Origin of the sequence: Vibrio parahaemolyticus (assembly GCF_900460535.1) — a bacterium.
Taxonomy (GTDB): domain Bacteria; phylum Pseudomonadota; class Gammaproteobacteria; order Enterobacterales; family Vibrionaceae; genus Vibrio; species Vibrio parahaemolyticus.
The window spans coordinates 1560605-1577353 of the sequence record NZ_UHIL01000001.1; the positions used below are offsets into that span (position 1 = coordinate 1560605).

Here is a 16749-nt window from a genome sequence, read left to right on the forward strand (position 1 = left end):
AAATCCTATCTTGTTAGGAGGAAGAGGAAAGACCGATTCGATTACATCAAAAGGAACTCTAAAAAATGACCACTCCTAGTTGGGACTTATCCATCGTTTACAACGACCTTGCCGACCCTCGAATTCAAGACGATATCGCACTTGTTGAGCAATGTATTGACCTGCTGAATAAGCAATCGCAAGATTGTGAAAATGTTGAAGTGATGCAAAATGCCATTCTGACTAACGAAGCAGCAAGTCGCTTGGCGGGCACGGTCTACAACTTCGCAAATTGCTACTCATCAGTGAACGCTACTAACGCCGAAGCGAAAGCGCTTTCTGGTCGTATGATGCGTATTTTCTCTGAATTGTCTCAAGCGTTTAGTGCTTTCGAACTTACCTTAACGCATGCAGATGATGAGTTCATTGCTCGCGTTCTCGATCACGAAAATCCAGACATCAGCGGTCAAGCTTTCTCTATTATGGAGTCGAGAAAACTGGCAGATACACGCTTGAGTATGGAAGAAGAGAAGCTTTTAGCTGCGATGAGTGTCGATGGCAAATCTGCGTGGGGCAATTTGTACGACAACTTGACGGGCTCGTTAAAGGTTACGTTAGACCATGCTGATGGCACTACTGAAGAGCTCGGTTTCTCCCAAGCTGCAAGTATCCTTTACGGTTCAGAGTTTGACCGCCAAGAAGCGGCATGGCGTGGCGTCCAAAAAGCAATGGAAACGCACCAAGAGTCTTTCGCCGCGATTTTAAATGCACTTGCAGGCTGGCGTTTAACTGAAAACAAAAAGCGCTCGACTAAGCGAGAGGTACACTTTTTAGAACCAAGTTTGTACGGTAGCCGCATTCAATCTGAAACCTTGGCTGCCATGATGAAAGTGGCGAAGGACAGTCGTGATATTGGCCAAAAAGCCGGTAAACTGATGGCGCAAGTGCACGGTTTGGATGAGATGAAGCCGTGGAACCACCTTGCTGCAATGCCTGCATTAAGTGGTGATGCTAAAGTCTACGATTTCAATGAAGCAATCGATGTGATTTGCGAAGCGTTTGAAACCGTCAACCCAGAGATGTCTGAGTTTGTGCGTTTAATGGTTCAAAACGGTTGGATTGATGCCGCGCCAAATGCCAATAAACGTTTGGGGGCGTACTGCACTAAACTACCAGCTACGCGCACACCGTTGGTATTCATGACGTGGAGTGGTAGCCGTTCTGATTTGATGACATTGGCTCACGAACTTGGTCATGCCTTCCATAACTGGGTTATTCGAGATCTGCCGCTTTGCCAAACTTACTACCCAATGACACTTGCAGAAACCGCTTCTATTTTTGCAGAGAATATCGTACGCGATCATTTGATCTCGAAAGCAGAAAGTGTGGACGACAAACTCGAAATGCTGTGGGAAGAGTTGTCTTCTGCGCTGGCGTTAATGATCAATATTCCTGTTCGATACGAGTTTGAAAAAGCATTCTACGAACGTCGTCAGGAGGGAGAATTAACCGCTCAGGATTTCTGTAATCTGATGTCAGAAACGTGGGAAGATTGGTACGGAGACGTGATGAGTGAAGCTGACCCCTATTTTTGGGCAAGCAAGCTGCACTTCTCGATTGCCGATGTGAGTTTCTATAACTATCCGTATCTATTCGGCTTCTTGTTCAGTAAAGGCATTTATGCGCAACGTGAAGCTAAAGGTGAAAACTTCTACATTGATTACGTTAATTTACTGCGTGATACTGGCAACATGATGGCAGAAGAGGTGGTTGACAAACATCTATCGATGGACTTAACCAAACCAGACTTCTGGCAACAAAGCGTGGAGCTCGTGCGCGACAAAGTCGATGAGTTTGAACTCCTACTTGCGCAGCGTAGCCAATAAAACGTTGAGTTCTGTTGCCCCTAGTTGATGAATCTTGCTCGGATAGGGCTTCAGTTCGAACTATTTGGTGGTACTGGCGGTTTCTTTGGTTCGCATAGCCGCTTGCTCATAGAAGCAGTGACAAAGCAAATGACCATGTGTTGTATAAAGAACCCGCACACCGCCGAAAAAATCGGCTCAAAAGGTTAACAGACACTCAAACTTGATCAAATCATAATGATCTTACAGAAGGCTGTGGTAAAGTTCACAGCCCTAACACTTTGTAATTGTTTAAAAAATAAACGCCTCAATGCTTGATTTGAGTGCATGGCGCAAATGGGTATCGGATTTTTGATAAATTTAGCGGTTTCTACTCATAAGTGAGATCGCAGCAACAAAAATCCTTTGTACAATTTATTAACATACCCGCCGTGCTATTAAGGAGTAACGCATGACGAAGTCTCTCTTTCGCCAATCGTTTTTAACTGACACGTTAGATGTTCATATTGATGTAGCGCCAGCGGAGCAGGTGCTATCAAACGGCGTACAACTCAAACTCTATCAGCGTGGTGTGCTAGAAGTCATTCCTGAAAACCCGACTCAGGAAACGAAGAACATCATCATCTCTTGTGGTATTCACGGGGATGAAACCGCACCGATGGAGCTGGTGGATTCGATCATCAAAGACATCGAATCTGGATTCCAGAAAGTCGATGCACGTTGCCTATTCATTATTGCTCACCCTGAGTCAACTCTGGCGCATACACGATTCCTAGAAGAAAACCTCAATCGTCTATTCGATGAAAAAGAGCACGAACCAACGAAAGAACTGGCGATTGCTGATACGCTGAAACTGTTGGTGCGAGATTTCTATCAAGATACAGAACCAAAAACGCGTTGGCACCTGGATTTGCATTGTGCTATTCGTGGTTCGAAACATTACACGTTTGCGGTAAGCCCAAAAACGCGCCACCCAGTTCGCAGCAAAGCGTTGGTAGATTTTCTCGATAGTGCGCATATTGAAGCTGTGTTGTTATCCAATTCACCATCAAGTACGTTCAGTTGGTACAGTGCAGAGAATTACAGTGCACAAGCGCTAACGATGGAGCTTGGCCGCGTCGCTAGAATTGGTGAAAACGCTCTGGACAGATTAACGGCATTTGACTTGGCTCTGCGTAATTTGATTGCAGAAGCTCAGCCAGAGCACTTATCGAAACCGTGTATTAAATATCGCGTAAGTCGCACTATCGTCCGCTTGCATGATGATTTCGATTTCATGTTTGACGACAATGTGGAGAATTTTACTTCGTTTGTTCATGGTGAAGTCTTTGGTCATGATGGCGACAAGCCTCTGATGGCTAAAAATGACAACGAAGCGATTGTCTTCCCAAATCGTCATGTCGCTATTGGTCAACGTGCTGCGCTGATGGTTTGTGAAGTAAAAACACGTTTTGAAGAGGGTGAGTTGGTTTACGATTAATCCAACATTACTCTTAGAAGTTAATTGCAATCTACCGAGGCTTAACTGTAAGGTTAAGCCTCGTTTGTTTTTATCGGCCACTATGGATTTTCAACAACTTATCTTGAACAAGGAGCGACGCTGGCAGCGTAATCTCGTGATTATGTCAGTCGTACTCGTTTTACTCTCTACTATTCATTTGATGGTCGGGGAGGTTTTCCTTTCTCCTTTTCAATCCCTCTCTGTATTTGAGCAAAAGCTATTACTGGATTTGCGTCTGCCAAGATTGGTCGCAGCAGCAATGATAGGAGCTGCATTGGCCGTATCTGGTGCCACACTACAAGTTTTGTTGGGGAATGTGCTGGCAGAGCCGGGCGTGCTTGGCATTTCTGGGGGCGCAAGTTTGGCGATGGTTTTGGTGATGTTTGCATTGCCTGTGCTGCCAACGCCTATGATCTTTATGCTGGCGGCGATAGCTGGCTCGATGTTGTTCACGCTGATATTGGTTGGTATTGCTCGGGCGATGCATCTCACGACAGCGCGTTTACTGTTAGTCGGTGTCGCGTTGGGTATTTTATCCAGTGCCATCGTTACATGGGCTTTTTACTTCAGTGACGATTTAAGTCTACGCCAGCTAATGTACTGGCTTATGGGGAGCATTGGTGGCGCGAGTTGGTATCAGCACACGGTAACATTAGTCATGTTACCTGTTCTAGTTTGGCTATGTTGCCAAGGTAAACCACTCGATAAGTTAATGCTGGGAGAGATTCATGCCACTCAACTCGGTGTCGATGTCCATCAGATGCGCTGGAAGTTGATTTTAGCTATCTCAGTGTTGGTTGGTTGCTCCGTCGCATTAGGTGGCATCATTAGCTTTGTTGGTTTGGTGGTTCCGCATTTGCTGCGATTAGCGTTTGGCACAGAAAACCGTTACTTGTTGCCACTGTCGGCGATATCTGGCGCAGCTTTACTTGTTTTTGCGGATATTGGTGCGCGACTATTGCTGGATTCCGCAGAACTGCCTTTAGGTGTGATGACGACTTCTATCGGTGCGCCTATTTTCATTTGGATGTTGGTGAAGAGTCATGATGCGCGTTAAGCATATAGCGGTTGGAAGTCGTTTACTGCCACTTTCATTTGAATGCAAAGATGGCGAAGTCGTCCACGTTGTCGGACCAAACGGCTCTGGTAAGAGTACGTTACTCGCAGCGATTTCTGGCACATTAACTGGCAGGGATGGAGCGAGCGGTGAAGTTCATGTGGACGACAAAAACTTGCTAACGTTATCTCTGTCGGAACAAGCTCATGTTCGCGGTTACTTATGTCAGCAATCTAGACCTGCATTTAACGTCGATGTTTTTCAATATCTTGCGTTGTCGTTGCCAAGTGGCACTGCGATCACTGATGGTAAAGTTCGTGATGCCGTTAATATGGTGGTCGAGCTCGTCCAACTGCAAGATAAGTTGCACCGCAGTATTCAAACGCTATCAGGCGGCGAGTGGCAACGCGTACGCTTAGCGGGTGTATGCCTACAAGTGTGGAGAACGATAAATCCATACTCGCAGTTGTTGATTTTAGATGAGCCAGCCGCTCCGCTCGACATCGCTCAAGAAGGTTTGTTGTATCAGTTAATCAATGCTATCGCAGCGCAAGGTATTAGCGTGCTCGTGGCGAATCATGATTTGAATCGCACCCTTAAACATGCCGATAAAGTGTTATTGCTCAGTAATGGTGTGTTGCATGCGTCGGGCAGGGCGGATGAGGTGCTCTCCGAGACTGGTCTCGCTGAAGTGTTCAAAACTCAGGTCAGAAAAGTGATGATAGACGAGAGACCGTATTTGATCTTCGATTAGAGCCTAGGTTTGTGCTGATAAAATAAAAACGACCCGTATAAGGTCGTTTTTTGTTTCTTGAATACTTAACCAAGTATTTATTGAGTTAGTGGTTTTAAGTCCGCTGGACGGTAGTAAACCGACTTGAGCACTTTGCCTTTACGTACGGTTTTGCCTTCTGACACGAAGTCTTGTGCACATTTTGCGATGATGTATTCGCCTTTTTGTACAGCCATCAACTTGATACCTTGCTCTGCGTAGAAGGCTTCGGTCTCAGTATACTCTTGCTCGCTGCGGCATACTTTGCTCATGTTGCTTGAATGAACTTCGTCCCAGCAAGGAATAAAGTCGATTCCGCGGTTTACTGCAACGTTCAGTAAAAGATCAATAAGGTAGCTGATCGCTAGGTTATCTTCTACTTTGCTGTGACCAAGGTGAACTAGGCGACCCATTAGAACGTAAACGCTGTCTACAATCGCATCAGCTTGTTCAGTTTTACAATCTGCTTCTGCTAGCTCTGTTAGCTCTTCGATCGCCAAAGAGGTGTGTAGTGTGTCTGCTTGTGCATCTAGGCTTGCAGCGTCTGCGACTGGTAGGTCGAACGTACTACGGAACTCGGTGATGTCACGGTATAAGTGATCAAAAATCTCTTGGGTTAGCTTTGACAGTTGCATTCTAATGTCCATTGAATCGATTGAAGGGGCAATGATACCAAACCGCACTTTAATCCCCAAGAGATCAGAATCTAACTGATTAGAAATCGTCTCTTGAGGTTCTAAACTGTGGCTTAACGAAATAGATAAGGGAAGAGCTTTTTACGTTCTTCTTCTGAAAGAGCAGAAACTCGCGCGATGTTTGTGTCGGGAATAGATTCAGGGTCAGGGTAGTGCTTCAACACCTTTTCCATACTCTCTTCTCGAATAAGATGGAAGATTGGGTATGGTGATCGATTGGTTAAGTTCTCGTCATCTTCTGGCGCTGCACCACCGAAGCAATAGTCGGGATGGAAAGTCGCCACTTGGAATATTCCTTCCCAATCCTGTTGTTTTATAAGTCCTTCAACCCAATCGATGCAGAAGTTGTAGTCCCAGAAATCTTGCAGCATGTTAGGTACGACGACCAATGTTGTTTCCAGCTTTTCTGGTTCGGTGGTGCTGAGTTCAATAAGTTGCAGCAGAATATCCTCAAGCAGCGCTTCTTCTTGTGTTGCTTCGCTGACAAAAATCTTAATTTGTTTGTTACGCTGCGGCTTTGCAGCGAAAGGACACAAATTCAGACCAATCACGACATCATTAAGCCATTGTTCGACTTGTTGCGTGATCGCATTAATATCTGTATTCGGTGTTTCTTGTGTTGAGCTCGTTGGCATACGACTTTCTTGCTTTTATGAATTTGGCGCAAGCATAGCAGAGAAGTCGATTAACTTCTTCCCAAGCTTGCTACATCAGTGTTGCTGTCGGTATCTACGCTTTCACAAATGTGTTTTAAATAGGCAATGGCAGCAAACATCACGGCATACAAAACGCTTCCGCCAAGCAGTACGGTTGACCAACCGCCATGTTGCCAACAGTAGAGCAATAAAAAACCACCTAAACTTCCGCCAACATAGTAGTGCACCAAGTACAAAGCTGTTGCGGTTGCTTTTGCTTGTGTTGCGTTTTGGCCTACCCAGCCGTAAGCCAAAGTATGGGTAAAAAACGCGCCAAAACTAATCAGCAGAAGACCGATAAGCATAGCGGCGAGGCTCTCAAAAGCCGCAATCCACATGCCTGCCATGCTAACCACAGCGCCTATGAACATACCTAGAATAGAAGAGTAACGTTTGCTCCAATGCCCTGCGCATCGAGAAGAAAAAGTTCCTCCCAGATAACAGATGAATATCAACGATGCCAGACCGACCGGAACGTTGTGCGGCGCGCTAACCAAACGAAAGCCCATCACTGAGTAAAGATTGACGAACAACGCAAAGTTAAGCCCGCCGATGAGCATTGCAAACCAAACCCGCTGATTTCGGAAGTGGCCAATAATGGCACGATTTTGGTGTCTTAAGCTGCTGGATGACAGTGTGAAGTTGCGTTGTTTTGGCAACAAGTAGTGAACGCAGATTACGCCAATCAATGTTACAACCATCATGACTTCGATGGCGACATCGACACTAAAGTTATCCGCTAACAAACCGCCGCTAATACGTCCTGCGATACCACCTAATGAGTTTGCTGCAATGTAAGTACCAATGGCCATTGAAAATGCGTGCTTATCAAGTTCTTCTGCCATGTATGCGACGGCAACAGCGGCAAATGCGGCTAAAGCGATTCCGATTAGTGCTCGGCATGCCACCAAAAATATAAATGAGTCTCCGAGTAGCATCAACGCAGAAATGGCAGGAATAGAGAACAAGCCAACCATCATCACTGGCTTACGACCGATGGATTCGGACAAGACCGCCATTGGCACCAAACTGAATGAAAGCGCTAACGTTGAGGCGGCAAACAACCAGTTAACCTGCGTTTCTGAAATGGAAAACAGCGTTGCGAAGGTCGGCAGCATAGGTTGTAAAAGGTATAGGTTAGAAAAAACCAAAAAAGAGCCAAGCGCCAGAGATAGCGTAATGCGTTTGTATTCCGGAGTACCAAAGCTGACCATGTTTCCTGCCTGATAGGAGCAATAAAGGAGATTGTGATCAATCTATCAGTTGGATATGGATTAAAAAAATATATTAAAAATATGGATACGATATATTTTTGATCTTATGGAATCGAAACAACTGAAACATTTTCTGGCTGTCGCTGAGCATGGCAATATCACCCACGCAGCTAAGGCACTTCATATCGCGCAACCAGCGTTAAGCATTTCGATAAAAAAATTCGAACAGTCACTCGGCGTGACGTTGTTTCGTCGTGAAGATAAGAAAATCAGCCTAACGAAAGAGGGGGAAACCTTACTCATTCACGCGCAGCGAGTGATTCAACAACTGCACGACGCGCAATTAGCGATTGATGAACTAAAAGGTTTAGCAAAAGGAGAAGTGCGCCTTGGCACGCCTTCTATGATGGGGAGTTACTTCTTCCCGAGAATCGTGATGGCGTTTAAGAGCCAGTTTCCTGATCTGAAATTGACGCTCGTTGAGGCTGGCACGCAATCTATTCGTCGAATGTTGCTCAATGGACAACTCGATATCGGCGTGATCAGCTGTGACGATGTACCTGAAGATCTAGAAACGGACCATTTGTTCAGCAGCCAAATGGTGGCCGTTGTTGCTCCCGAGCATGAGCTAGCGCAGCGCGAAGCCATAACGTTTGATGAATTTTTCGAGCATGAATTGGTGATGTTTCAGCACGGATATTTTCATAGAGAATTCTTAGACCATGTCAGTGAAGAGCACGGTTTCAGCATGAAATCTTCCTTTGAAACCAACTTGCTGCCTCTGATATTGAGCATCGTCAGGCAGGAGTTTGCCATTACGGCCCTGCTTGAGCTTGTTACTCAAAACGAGAAGGAGGTTGTTGGCATTCCGTTTCATCCTCCAGTAACGCTCGATTTGGCACTAGCTTGGCGGAAAGAAGGGTATTTATCTATCGCAGATCGGACGTTTATTGATTTTGTGAAACGTTACGTCTGATACAAAAAGAGCTTCTTATTTCAGAAGCTCTTGTCACTATCCATTTATAGGCGATTAACTGCCACTGTACATCTTTTCGAAGTTCTTCGGATTCCAACCGATCATTACTCGGTCACCAATCTTCAATACAGGCACAGAGCGAGCACCAAGTGCATCAAGCTCTTTACGACCACGTTGCATTTTCGCGTTACAAAGGCGGTAATTAATGTTTTTCGAATCAAGATAACGTTGAGCATCTTTGCAGTGAGGGCATTTGTCTTTGACGTAAAGAACGACACGTTTCATTGAATTTCTCTCCATTATCATTGGGAGGCGAAGTCTACTATATGCTTCTTCAACTCTCCAGAACTTGATTTGTTGAGTAAAAGAATGAGGTTTGGAAAGTGAAAGTCATAAAAATGTAATGCCAATAAAGAACGTAAGGTTGGGAAAAAGTACCAAACGCTTTGATTGGTATCTGTAGCAATAGAACTTAAATATCCTTTTATCTACTATCTGAATGCTAATTGTTGCATTGATATGATGTTTTTATGAATTGTTGTAACTAATTCACTTAAACGTCGAGTTTTACTTTAAGTTCGGAAGAGAAAATGTCAGGGAAGCGGGTCGCGAAAAATACTCTTTTTCAGATCGTCAAAATGCTAATTACGACCGTAGTTAACCTGTATATGGTACGTGTTTTACTCCATCAACTTGGTGTTGAAGGCTATGGTATTTTCAATCTTATTGCCGGCATTTTGGCGTTAATGCTGTTTTTAAATGGAGCAATGACAACATCAAGTCAGCGTTATTTGTCTTTTTACAGTACCCAACAGTTAGAAAAAAGAACTAGCGTCTTTGCTACCACAAAATCGCTACATATTGTTGTTGCTATGATTATTTTTTTACTGTTATTTTCACTGCAAACTTTTATTTTTGAAGATTTAATTAACATACCAGTATCAGTTGTTTCTTCCGCTCAATCGTTATACCAGATTATGGCTGTCGGCGTATTAGCATCTGTAGTAACCGTGCCATTTAATGCGCAAATTAATGCCAATGAAGATTTAGGTATTGATGCTGTGTTTAGTGTTTTTGAATCACTGCTTAAGTTGATTTCGGCATTTTTGATTATCCTCTTTGAAAATCAACTAGTCGCTCTGGGAACGTTGTTTGTCTCAGTCTCTTGGATAATGCTTATTATGAAGGTGGCTTACTGTCGGATTAAATATAAAGAATGTAACCTTCTAAACTTCAAATTAGATATTGCCTTATTTAAAGAAATGATTGGCTTCACGAGTTGGAACTCATTTGGTGCCATTTGTGGCGTTGCTAGAGTTCAAGGCTTAGCTGTTGTGCTTAATAATTTCTTTGGCGTTTATATCAATGCTGTTTATGCCATTGCTGTTCAAGTAAATGGAAAGCTAAAGGAATTTAGCATTAACATTATGAAAGCATTCAATCCACGAATCGTAAAGGCAGAAAGCAAGGGTAATAGGGAGGAAATGCTCCACTTATCCATGTTAGCAAGCCGTTTTAGTTTGTTGCTTTACTCAGTCATCGCGCTGCCGATATTTTTTGAAACAGACTTTATGTTGTCGATATGGTTGGGTGACTATCCTGATGGTGTACTGACTTTTATCAAACTATTTTTAGTACTTGCGTTTGTAAACCTTACGACGGTTGGTCTTCAAACTGCTATACAAGCAACCGGAGACGTAAAGGCTTACCAGTCAACTATTGGGTCAGTGCTGCTGCTAACTGTGCCATTGGCCTATATTTTCCTATCGTTAGGTTATCCCCCTTACACCGTTATTGTTGTTTCCATTTTTATGGAGGTAGTTTCTTGTGGAATGAGGCTCGCTTTTCTCAAGCTCAAAGCCGGGTTATCCATTAAGAAATATATATTATTTGTCATCAACAAAGCGCTTCAAGTACTAATACCAACGATAGTCGTATTGTTTTCATTAACGATAAGTTTCGAGCAAAGTATTTTAAGGTTTATTTCTACCACTTTGGTTTCATTCGGGATGATTAGCTTTTTAACGTATTGGCTGGTTTTAGGTGTAGAAGAAAAGAAAATGATAAGACTAAAGGTATAAGAGCATGACAGCGAAAAAGTTGGTGATGGTTGGCTATACACATGACACAAACCTTGGTGATCAAGTGATAGCAGATAGTGCAGAATATCTTATAAAGAAGAATATTATAGATAATGAATTCTCTGTTGAAAGGTTTAACCTAAATTATTCAAATGAATTTAATAGTTTTAAAAGATTAAAAAGAAAAGTAATAAATAAAATTTTAAGCAGACTATCTTCTAGCTCATCGTTTGATTATAAAGTCGGCTGTTATAAACGAGATTACAAAAATAAATTTAATGATGCGTCTGCAATTGTATTTGCAGGCGGAGGAATGATTAAGTTTAAGTACCAAGATTGTTGGGCGCATATTTCTGCTTTAGTTGACACGGTTGCGGATAAGCCATGCCCGATTTTTTTCAACGCTGTGGGCGTCGAAGGTTATGACCAAAGCAACTACAAATGTCGATTGTTAAAAGAAAGTCTGAATCATAGTGCTATAAAAATGGTTACGACACGTGATGATTTGAGCTTACTCAATGATGGCTACATAGAAAACGGGTACATCAAAACCGCTCAAGTAGCAGATTCAGCAGTTTTCAGCTCAGAAGTTTATGGGGTACAGAAAAAATCGCGAGATGTTGTCGGGCTTGGATTGGTGCGTGCAAGGATCTTCAAAGATAACGGTATTGATCTGGATAGAACGCAAGTTATCGAACTATATGCCTCGCTTATTTCAGAACTGGAAGCTAGAGGGCAATCTTATCAGCTGTTTACTAATGGCTTGAAAAGCGACGTAGATATTCTCGAAGATCTGGAGACCTATCTAGGGAAGCAACTAAACGTTATTGAGCCACAAACGCCAAGAGAGCTGGTTGAGCTTATTTCAACATTTAAATGCACAATCGCCGCTCGACTTCATGCCTGCATTATTTCTTATTCGTTGACTGTTCCTGTTGTAGGGCTTGTTTGGAACAACAAAGTCAAAATGTTCGGTGAGTGTATAGGTTATCCAGAACGTTTCTTTTCTCATCAAGATTTTGATGCAAATGAGATCATTGATCGCTTAACCCTGTCTGTCGCGGAAGGTTACGAACCTAATCACTATGAGCGATATAGAGAGACTGTGAACACTAGCATTAACAAAATGATATCTATGATTTAGGAGTGAATTATGAATGTTGCCTTGATTTTTGCTGGTGGTGTCGGAACCCGAATGCAAAACAGCACTAAACCGAAGCAGTTTTTAGAGCTATATAACAAGCCAGTAATTATATACACACTTGAGAAGTTTGAAGAGAACAAAAACATTGATGCCATTGTTGTGGTTTGCGTTGAACCGTGGATCGATTATTTACGCAAACTGTTGTTCAAATTTGATATTCAGAAAGTGAAGTTTGTTATTCCCGGTGGTGAAACTGGCCAGGAGTCTATATTTAACGGCTTATGTAAGATAGAAGAAGAATTTGATCATAACTCTGTTGTTTTGATTCATGATGGCGTTCGACCTTTAATCAATGACGAAATTATCAACCGAAATATCGAAGCGGTCAAAAGTCACGGTAGTGCGATCACTACTTGTCCTCCAGTAGAGACCTTTGTCCTTGTCGACAATGAAGACGTCGTGAAAGACGTTCACGATCGTTCGTTATCTCGATTAGCGAAAGCGCCACAAAGCTTTTATTTGCGCGATATTCTTAAAGTACATCGTCAAGCGCGTGAGGACTGTTACACCGAAGCGATCGATTCATGTTCGTTGATGACAAAGTACGGATACGATGTTCGCCTAGTCTCTGGCATTTCTGAAAACATTAAAATCACGTCACCCATCGATTTCTTTATTTTTAAGGCAATAATCGATACGCAGGAAAATCTACAGGTTTTTGGTTAATTATATGAAAAATAATCGGATTAATATCATCAGTGATGATAACGAGCAATTGTACTTGAGCCAGAAGTCATGGGATTTGTTGCGAAATAAAACTGTACTTGTTACGGGTGCGACAGGAATGCTTGCAGCTTGTATGGTTCGCTTTTTTGTTTATCTCAATAGAAAAGATCAACTGAACATCAGAGTTTTGCTGTTAGCCCGTAGTGAACAGAAAGTTCAAAACTTATTTGGTGAGCTGACCGGTGAATTTGAATGTTTTTACCAAGATGTTTGCCAGCCGATTGAGTTTGATGACGAAGTCGATTTCGTTATTCATGCGGCGAGTAATGCAAGCCCACATCACATCAAACATGATCCTGTTGGGATTATTCAGGCCAACGTTGTTGGAACCATGAATTTGCTTGAGCTCGTTAAAAACAAACGAGTAAAAAACTTTTTGTTCATGTCCACTCGTGAAGTGTATGGAAACTTAGAGAGTCAAGAGCTGATCCGCGAAAGGGACTTTGGCAGCTTTGACCCATTGGACTCAAGATCTTGCTACCCAGAGAGTAAAAGAATGGCTGAGACATTGTTACAAAGCTACGCCATTCAGCATGACGTTCCTTTCACTGCAGTGAGAATCGCTCATTCTTACGGGCCAGGTATGTTCCTAAATGATGGACGCGTGATGTCAGATTTAGTTGGTTGCGTGATAGATAATCAACCAATAGTGCTGAAAAGCGATGGAAGTGCGCTGCGCTCATTTTGCTATGTCACAGATGCTGTATCAGCAATGCTTTTGGTGTTGTTAAAAGGTGAGGTAAATACTGCGTACAACATTGCCAATGAAACGGAAGAAGTTTCGATATTGCAACTGGCAAACCTTCTTTCGGACCTAGGTGGTGGCATTTCTTCTGTTAAGCATGAAATATCTAACGACAATGCGTATTGTCAATATAAAAGAACCAAGTTGTGTACGGAGAAAATTGAAGCTCTGAGCTGGAAGCCAAGGGTTGATCTGAAATCTGGTCTAGAGAAAACCATCGAGTTTATTAGGTAAGTTAAATTGAAAAAACTAACATTTGAGCAGCTCAGAAGCGTACAGATGTCTATTTTAGATAGAGTGCATCTGTTTTGTGAGCGTCACGATTTGGAGTACTCGCTGGCGGGTGGAACGCTGTTAGGGGCGATACGCCACAAAGGTTATATTCCTTGGGATGATGACATCGATATTATGATGCCAAGGGAAGATTACGAATACCTGTTGCAAAATTTTGCCAAAGAGTATCCTGATTTCACGTTTTTCAATTTGGACACCAAGCACAATCCTTATCCGTTTTTGTTCAGCAAGCTATCTCTGAATGATTCTGTTATTTCGAACGGGCGAATTAAAGGCGTCGGGATCAATATTGATATATTTCCTATTGATAGCCTTGGTAAAGAGAAGGGGGCAGCAAAGTTACGCTTCTCATTAATGAAAGCGATCAACTTTTTCGCTCGTATTCAACGTTCGAGACATGATAGGGCAAACCCAATAGTAAATATCGCATTCCGGTTGTTTCAAAAGTGTTTAAAGCTTTTGCCTAAAAAATGGTTTCTATCAGCAATCAAAGGGTTGTGTTCAACATGCTCAGTTAATGATGATGGTTATGCCGTGAGCATTGGCAGCAGTTACCTTGCTAAAGAGTTTACGGAGTCATCGCTTTATCATGATTATACTTCGTGCCCATTTGAAGATCGTCAATATAAATGCATCGCTAGATACGATGATTACCTATCCATGATTTATGGTGACTACATGCAGTTGCCAAAAGAACAGGATAGAGAAAACCACGATAACGTAGGTTTTATCAAAGAGCACTTGCTTCCTATGTAGTCTCGTTATGCCTAGCTTCTCTACAAGGTTAGGCAATAACACAACAATTTATCCTTGTTAAAGTTGCGTACGGTCGACTGTTATTGGTATTACAGATTGATAAAAGCTAGAATTGGCGCCTTTATTTTGTCATAGCAGACTTAACACTCATGCATCCGTCACTTCGATACATTCAAGGCTATCCTCAGAACATCGTTGAGCAGGTGAGCTCATTGGTCGACAATGGAAAACTGATCCCTTGGTTCGAAAAGCGCTATCCAGATAGACACCAAATCAAAAGCGAGAAGGCTCTCTACGAGTATGCAATAGCGATTAAAAACCGCTATATGAAGAAAGCCTCACCAATCAGTAAAGTAGTCTACGATAAGAAAATTCATGCGGTGAACAACGCGCTGGGGCTTCATAGTGTGATCAGCCGAAATCATGGCGGGAAGCTTAAGTCAAAAAACGAAATTCGCATTGCAAACGTTTTCAAAGACGCGCCGGAGGCATTATTGCGAATGTTAGTGGTGCATGAGCTGGCTCATACTCGCGAGAAGAATCACGATAAAGCGTTTTACCAACTGTGTTGTTACATGGAACCTGAGTATCACCAACTCGAATTTGATGCTCGTCTGTTTATGATTTACCTCGATTTAAAAGCGAACTCGAATGAAGAAAAATAGCCACAACGCGAAACAGGCTCCGTTTAAAACAGCTAAGCCAAAGCATGATAACGACGTTAACAAGGCCAAGCCGAAGCGTGTAAAAAAGAAAGCAGCAGTGAAAGCGAAACTATCGGCAGAAAAGATCGATGTGGATTTCGTCAAGATTGCTAAAAGTGGCTTGCATGAAAGTAATGCGCATCGTGGTCGTTATGATTTCAAAAAGCTAATCGCCAGTGAGCCAGCACTGGAGTCGTTTGTTATCAAGAATCCTAAAGGCGATGATTCAATCAACTTCTCTGACCCGAATGCAGTGAAAATACTTAACAAAGCACTTCTCACGGCGTATTACGACATTGATTTTTGGGATATTCCTGAGCACTATTTATGTCCACCAATTCCTGGTCGAGCGGACTACATTCACCGGCTGGCAGAACTGCTTGATGGTGAAGTCAAAGGAAAGTACCGCCATCAGAATGTACGCGCGCTGGATGTGGGTGTTGGAGCAAACTGTATTTATCCGATCGTCGGTGTTACTCAATACGGCTGGCACTATACGGGCAGCGATGTTGATCCGAAATCCATAGACTCCGCAGCCAATATCGTTGAGCGCAACGTCGCGTTAAACGGAAAAATTGAACTCGTACAACAAATGAGCGAGTCACACATCTATCGCGGTGTAATTCAGCCAAATGATCGCTTTGATGTGACGACCTGTAACCCGCCGTTTCATCGTTCAGCAGAAGATGCTGCGATGGGCAGTCAGCGTAAACTAGACAACCTAAAAGCAAACCAGCGAAAAAAAGGGGTCAAGTTGCAAAATAGCCCAGTGAAGCAGGGCAAGCCAACGTTGAACTTTGGTGGTCAAAACGCCGAGCTTTGGTGTGAAGGTGGAGAAGCGGCGTTTATTCGTCGAATGGCCAATGAAAGCCAAGCATTCAGCTCTCAAGTGCTGTGGTTTACGACGTTGATTTCGAAAAAAGACAACGTGCGTCCGATGCGTAAGCAGCTAGAAAAGCTGGGAGTTAAAGCGATTCGTGTGGTGGAAATGAGCCAAGGCCAAAAGATCAGCCGTTTTATGGCTTGGTCATTCATGGACAAGCAGCAAAGAAAGACTTGGATTGAGCTGAAATAATTTTATCTAGTTGTATTTGTTCAGCAGAATTGATAAGAAAAGCCCGCAGTTTTTAGCGGGCTTTTTGATCAACGTTTGGTGACTGGTTCACAATTCAGTGCTGTTAGTCGCACAAACTGGTCTGTTTTCGCGTGGAACAGCCCGCAGGTTGTACCGCGAATCTGCAATGTGTACTGGTCAGGAAAATCGGTATAGCTACCGTCTAGTAGCACGTTATCCTTGCCTTTAACTCTGCCTTTCTCAATCAACAAGTGCGGAGACGATTCAAATACGTTGCTTGCGATTCTTGGTGCTGGCGTACCTTGAATTTGTGCAATCGCAGCTTGTACTTCCTTTACGGCCTCCGGCGTGGTTTTAGTGCTTAAGGCTTCAACAGGTTCTCGTGACATTGCTTCACACCCCAAAATCGG

At 43.1% G+C, this 16749-nt stretch carries 17 protein-coding genes; 12 read left to right on the forward strand and 5 right to left on the reverse strand.

From position 1 onward, the window contains the following. Positions 1-65 precede the first annotated feature (65 nt). From DYB02_RS07810 to btuD, 4 genes are all read left to right on the forward strand, one after another. Complete coding sequence (locus DYB02_RS07810; RefSeq protein WP_029804703.1) at positions 66-1865, forward strand: M3 family oligoendopeptidase; 1800 nt, start codon at positions 66-68, stop codon at positions 1863-1865. 430 nt (positions 1866-2295) lie between these two features. Next, positions 2296-3324, forward strand: coding sequence for a succinylglutamate desuccinylase (locus DYB02_RS07820; protein ID WP_005480742.1), 1029 nt, complete (start codon positions 2296-2298; stop codon positions 3322-3324). Between the two features lie 82 nt (positions 3325-3406). Then, complete coding sequence (btuC, locus tag DYB02_RS07825; protein ID WP_025524388.1) at positions 3407-4402, forward strand: vitamin B12 ABC transporter permease BtuC; 996 nt, start codon at positions 3407-3409, stop codon at positions 4400-4402. Then, complete coding sequence (btuD, locus tag DYB02_RS07830) at positions 4389-5156, forward strand: vitamin B12 ABC transporter ATP-binding protein BtuD (protein ID WP_023584289.1); 768 nt, start codon at positions 4389-4391, stop codon at positions 5154-5156. The genes btuC and btuD overlap by 14 nt, the downstream gene beginning before the upstream one ends. 77 nt (positions 5157-5233) lie before the next feature. On the opposite strand, the gene DYB02_RS07835 is transcribed toward btuD, so the two are convergent. From DYB02_RS07835 to DYB02_RS07845, 3 genes are all read right to left on the reverse strand, one after another. Continuing rightward, positions 5234-5809, reverse strand: a complete 576-nt coding sequence (locus DYB02_RS07835; protein WP_029804017.1) for a nucleoside triphosphate pyrophosphohydrolase family protein — start codon at positions 5807-5809, stop codon at positions 5234-5236. 113 nt (positions 5810-5922) lie between these two features. After that, the gene (locus DYB02_RS07840) at positions 5923-6504 is read right to left on the reverse strand and encodes a DUF1415 domain-containing protein (RefSeq protein ID WP_025556052.1); all 582 of its coding nucleotides are present in this window, start codon (positions 6502-6504) and stop codon (positions 5923-5925) included. 50 nt (positions 6505-6554) lie between these two features. After that, positions 6555-7778: an MFS transporter gene (locus tag DYB02_RS07845; RefSeq protein WP_029804016.1), complete on the reverse strand. Its 1224-nt coding sequence runs from the start codon at positions 7776-7778 to the stop codon at positions 6555-6557. A gap of 106 nt (positions 7779-7884) precedes the next feature. On the opposite strand from DYB02_RS07845, the gene DYB02_RS07850 reads away from it, so the two are divergent. Beyond that, positions 7885-8754, forward strand: coding sequence for a LysR family transcriptional regulator (locus DYB02_RS07850; RefSeq protein ID WP_023584285.1), 870 nt, complete (start codon positions 7885-7887; stop codon positions 8752-8754). A gap of 54 nt (positions 8755-8808) precedes the next feature. On the opposite strand, the gene DYB02_RS07855 is transcribed toward DYB02_RS07850, so the two are convergent. Next, positions 8809-9039, reverse strand: coding sequence for a glutaredoxin family protein (locus DYB02_RS07855; RefSeq protein ID WP_005454961.1), 231 nt, complete (start codon positions 9037-9039; stop codon positions 8809-8811). A gap of 305 nt (positions 9040-9344) precedes the next feature. Here DYB02_RS07855 and DYB02_RS07860 point away from each other — a divergent pair, with 305 nt between their 5' ends. The 7 genes from DYB02_RS07860 (at position 9345) to rlmF (ending at position 16339) form a co-directional block, all read left to right on the forward strand. After that, positions 9345-10835, forward strand: a complete 1491-nt coding sequence (locus DYB02_RS07860) for an MATE family efflux transporter (RefSeq protein ID WP_029804014.1) — start codon at positions 9345-9347, stop codon at positions 10833-10835. 4 nt (positions 10836-10839) lie between these two features. Further along, on the forward strand, positions 10840-11979 hold the full coding sequence (locus DYB02_RS07865; protein ID WP_029804012.1) for a polysaccharide pyruvyl transferase family protein: 1140 nt from the start codon (positions 10840-10842) through the stop codon (positions 11977-11979). A gap of 9 nt (positions 11980-11988) precedes the next feature. Beyond that, positions 11989-12705 carry an IspD/TarI family cytidylyltransferase gene (locus DYB02_RS07870; RefSeq protein WP_005454982.1) on the forward strand — a complete coding sequence of 239 codons (717 nt, stop codon included), beginning with the start codon at positions 11989-11991 and terminating at the stop codon, positions 12703-12705. Continuing rightward, positions 12698-13744 (forward strand): NAD-dependent epimerase/dehydratase family protein, encoded by a 1047-nt coding sequence (locus DYB02_RS07875; protein ID WP_075983934.1) that lies wholly within the window; start codon positions 12698-12700, stop codon positions 13742-13744. The genes DYB02_RS07870 and DYB02_RS07875 overlap by 8 nt, the downstream gene beginning before the upstream one ends. A 6-nt stretch (positions 13745-13750) precedes the next feature. After that, positions 13751-14560, forward strand: coding sequence for a LicD family protein (locus DYB02_RS07880; protein ID WP_005455037.1), 810 nt, complete (start codon positions 13751-13753; stop codon positions 14558-14560). A gap of 149 nt (positions 14561-14709) precedes the next feature. Continuing rightward, positions 14710-15225, forward strand: coding sequence for a M48 metallopeptidase family protein (locus DYB02_RS07885; protein WP_029804009.1), 516 nt, complete (start codon positions 14710-14712; stop codon positions 15223-15225). Continuing rightward, entirely contained in the window at positions 15212-16339 is a 1128-nt protein-coding gene (gene rlmF / locus DYB02_RS07890; protein ID WP_029804007.1) for a 23S rRNA (adenine(1618)-N(6))-methyltransferase RlmF, read from the forward strand. Before DYB02_RS07885 ends, rlmF begins: the two co-directional genes overlap by 14 nt. Before the next feature lie 68 nt (positions 16340-16407). On the opposite strand, the gene DYB02_RS07895 is transcribed toward rlmF, so the two are convergent. Continuing rightward, complete coding sequence (locus tag DYB02_RS07895) at positions 16408-16728, reverse strand: hypothetical protein (protein ID WP_025556058.1); 321 nt, start codon at positions 16726-16728, stop codon at positions 16408-16410. Positions 16729-16749: the final 21 nt, after the last annotated feature.

Coding starts and splice junctions, on each gene's coding strand:
- DYB02_RS07865 (WP_029804012.1), top strand. CDS start 10,840: ATGACAGCGAAAAAGTTGGTGATGGTTGGCTATACACATGACACAAAC.
- DYB02_RS07845 (WP_029804016.1), bottom strand. CDS start 7,778: ATGGTCAGCTTTGGTACTCCGGAATACAAACGCATTACGCTATCTCTG.
- DYB02_RS07850 (WP_023584285.1), top strand. CDS start 7,885: ATGGAATCGAAACAACTGAAACATTTTCTGGCTGTCGCTGAGCATGGC.
- DYB02_RS07855 (WP_005454961.1), bottom strand. CDS start 9,039: ATGAAACGTGTCGTTCTTTACGTCAAAGACAAATGCCCTCACTGCAAA.
- DYB02_RS07810 (WP_029804703.1), top strand. CDS start 66: ATGACCACTCCTAGTTGGGACTTATCCATCGTTTACAACGACCTTGCC.
- DYB02_RS07870 (WP_005454982.1), top strand. CDS start 11,989: ATGAATGTTGCCTTGATTTTTGCTGGTGGTGTCGGAACCCGAATGCAA.
- DYB02_RS07840 (WP_025556052.1), bottom strand. CDS start 6,504: ATGCCAACGAGCTCAACACAAGAAACACCGAATACAGATATTAATGCG.
- btuD (WP_023584289.1), top strand. CDS start 4,389: ATGATGCGCGTTAAGCATATAGCGGTTGGAAGTCGTTTACTGCCACTT.
- DYB02_RS07820 (WP_005480742.1), top strand. CDS start 2,296: ATGACGAAGTCTCTCTTTCGCCAATCGTTTTTAACTGACACGTTAGAT.
- DYB02_RS07885 (WP_029804009.1), top strand. CDS start 14,710: ATGCATCCGTCACTTCGATACATTCAAGGCTATCCTCAGAACATCGTT.
- btuC (WP_025524388.1), top strand. CDS start 3,407: ATGGATTTTCAACAACTTATCTTGAACAAGGAGCGACGCTGGCAGCGT.
- rlmF (WP_029804007.1), top strand. CDS start 15,212: ATGAAGAAAAATAGCCACAACGCGAAACAGGCTCCGTTTAAAACAGCT.
- DYB02_RS07860 (WP_029804014.1), top strand. CDS start 9,345: ATGTCAGGGAAGCGGGTCGCGAAAAATACTCTTTTTCAGATCGTCAAA.
- DYB02_RS07895 (WP_025556058.1), bottom strand. CDS start 16,728: ATGTCACGAGAACCTGTTGAAGCCTTAAGCACTAAAACCACGCCGGAG.
- DYB02_RS07835 (WP_029804017.1), bottom strand. CDS start 5,809: ATGCAACTGTCAAAGCTAACCCAAGAGATTTTTGATCACTTATACCGT.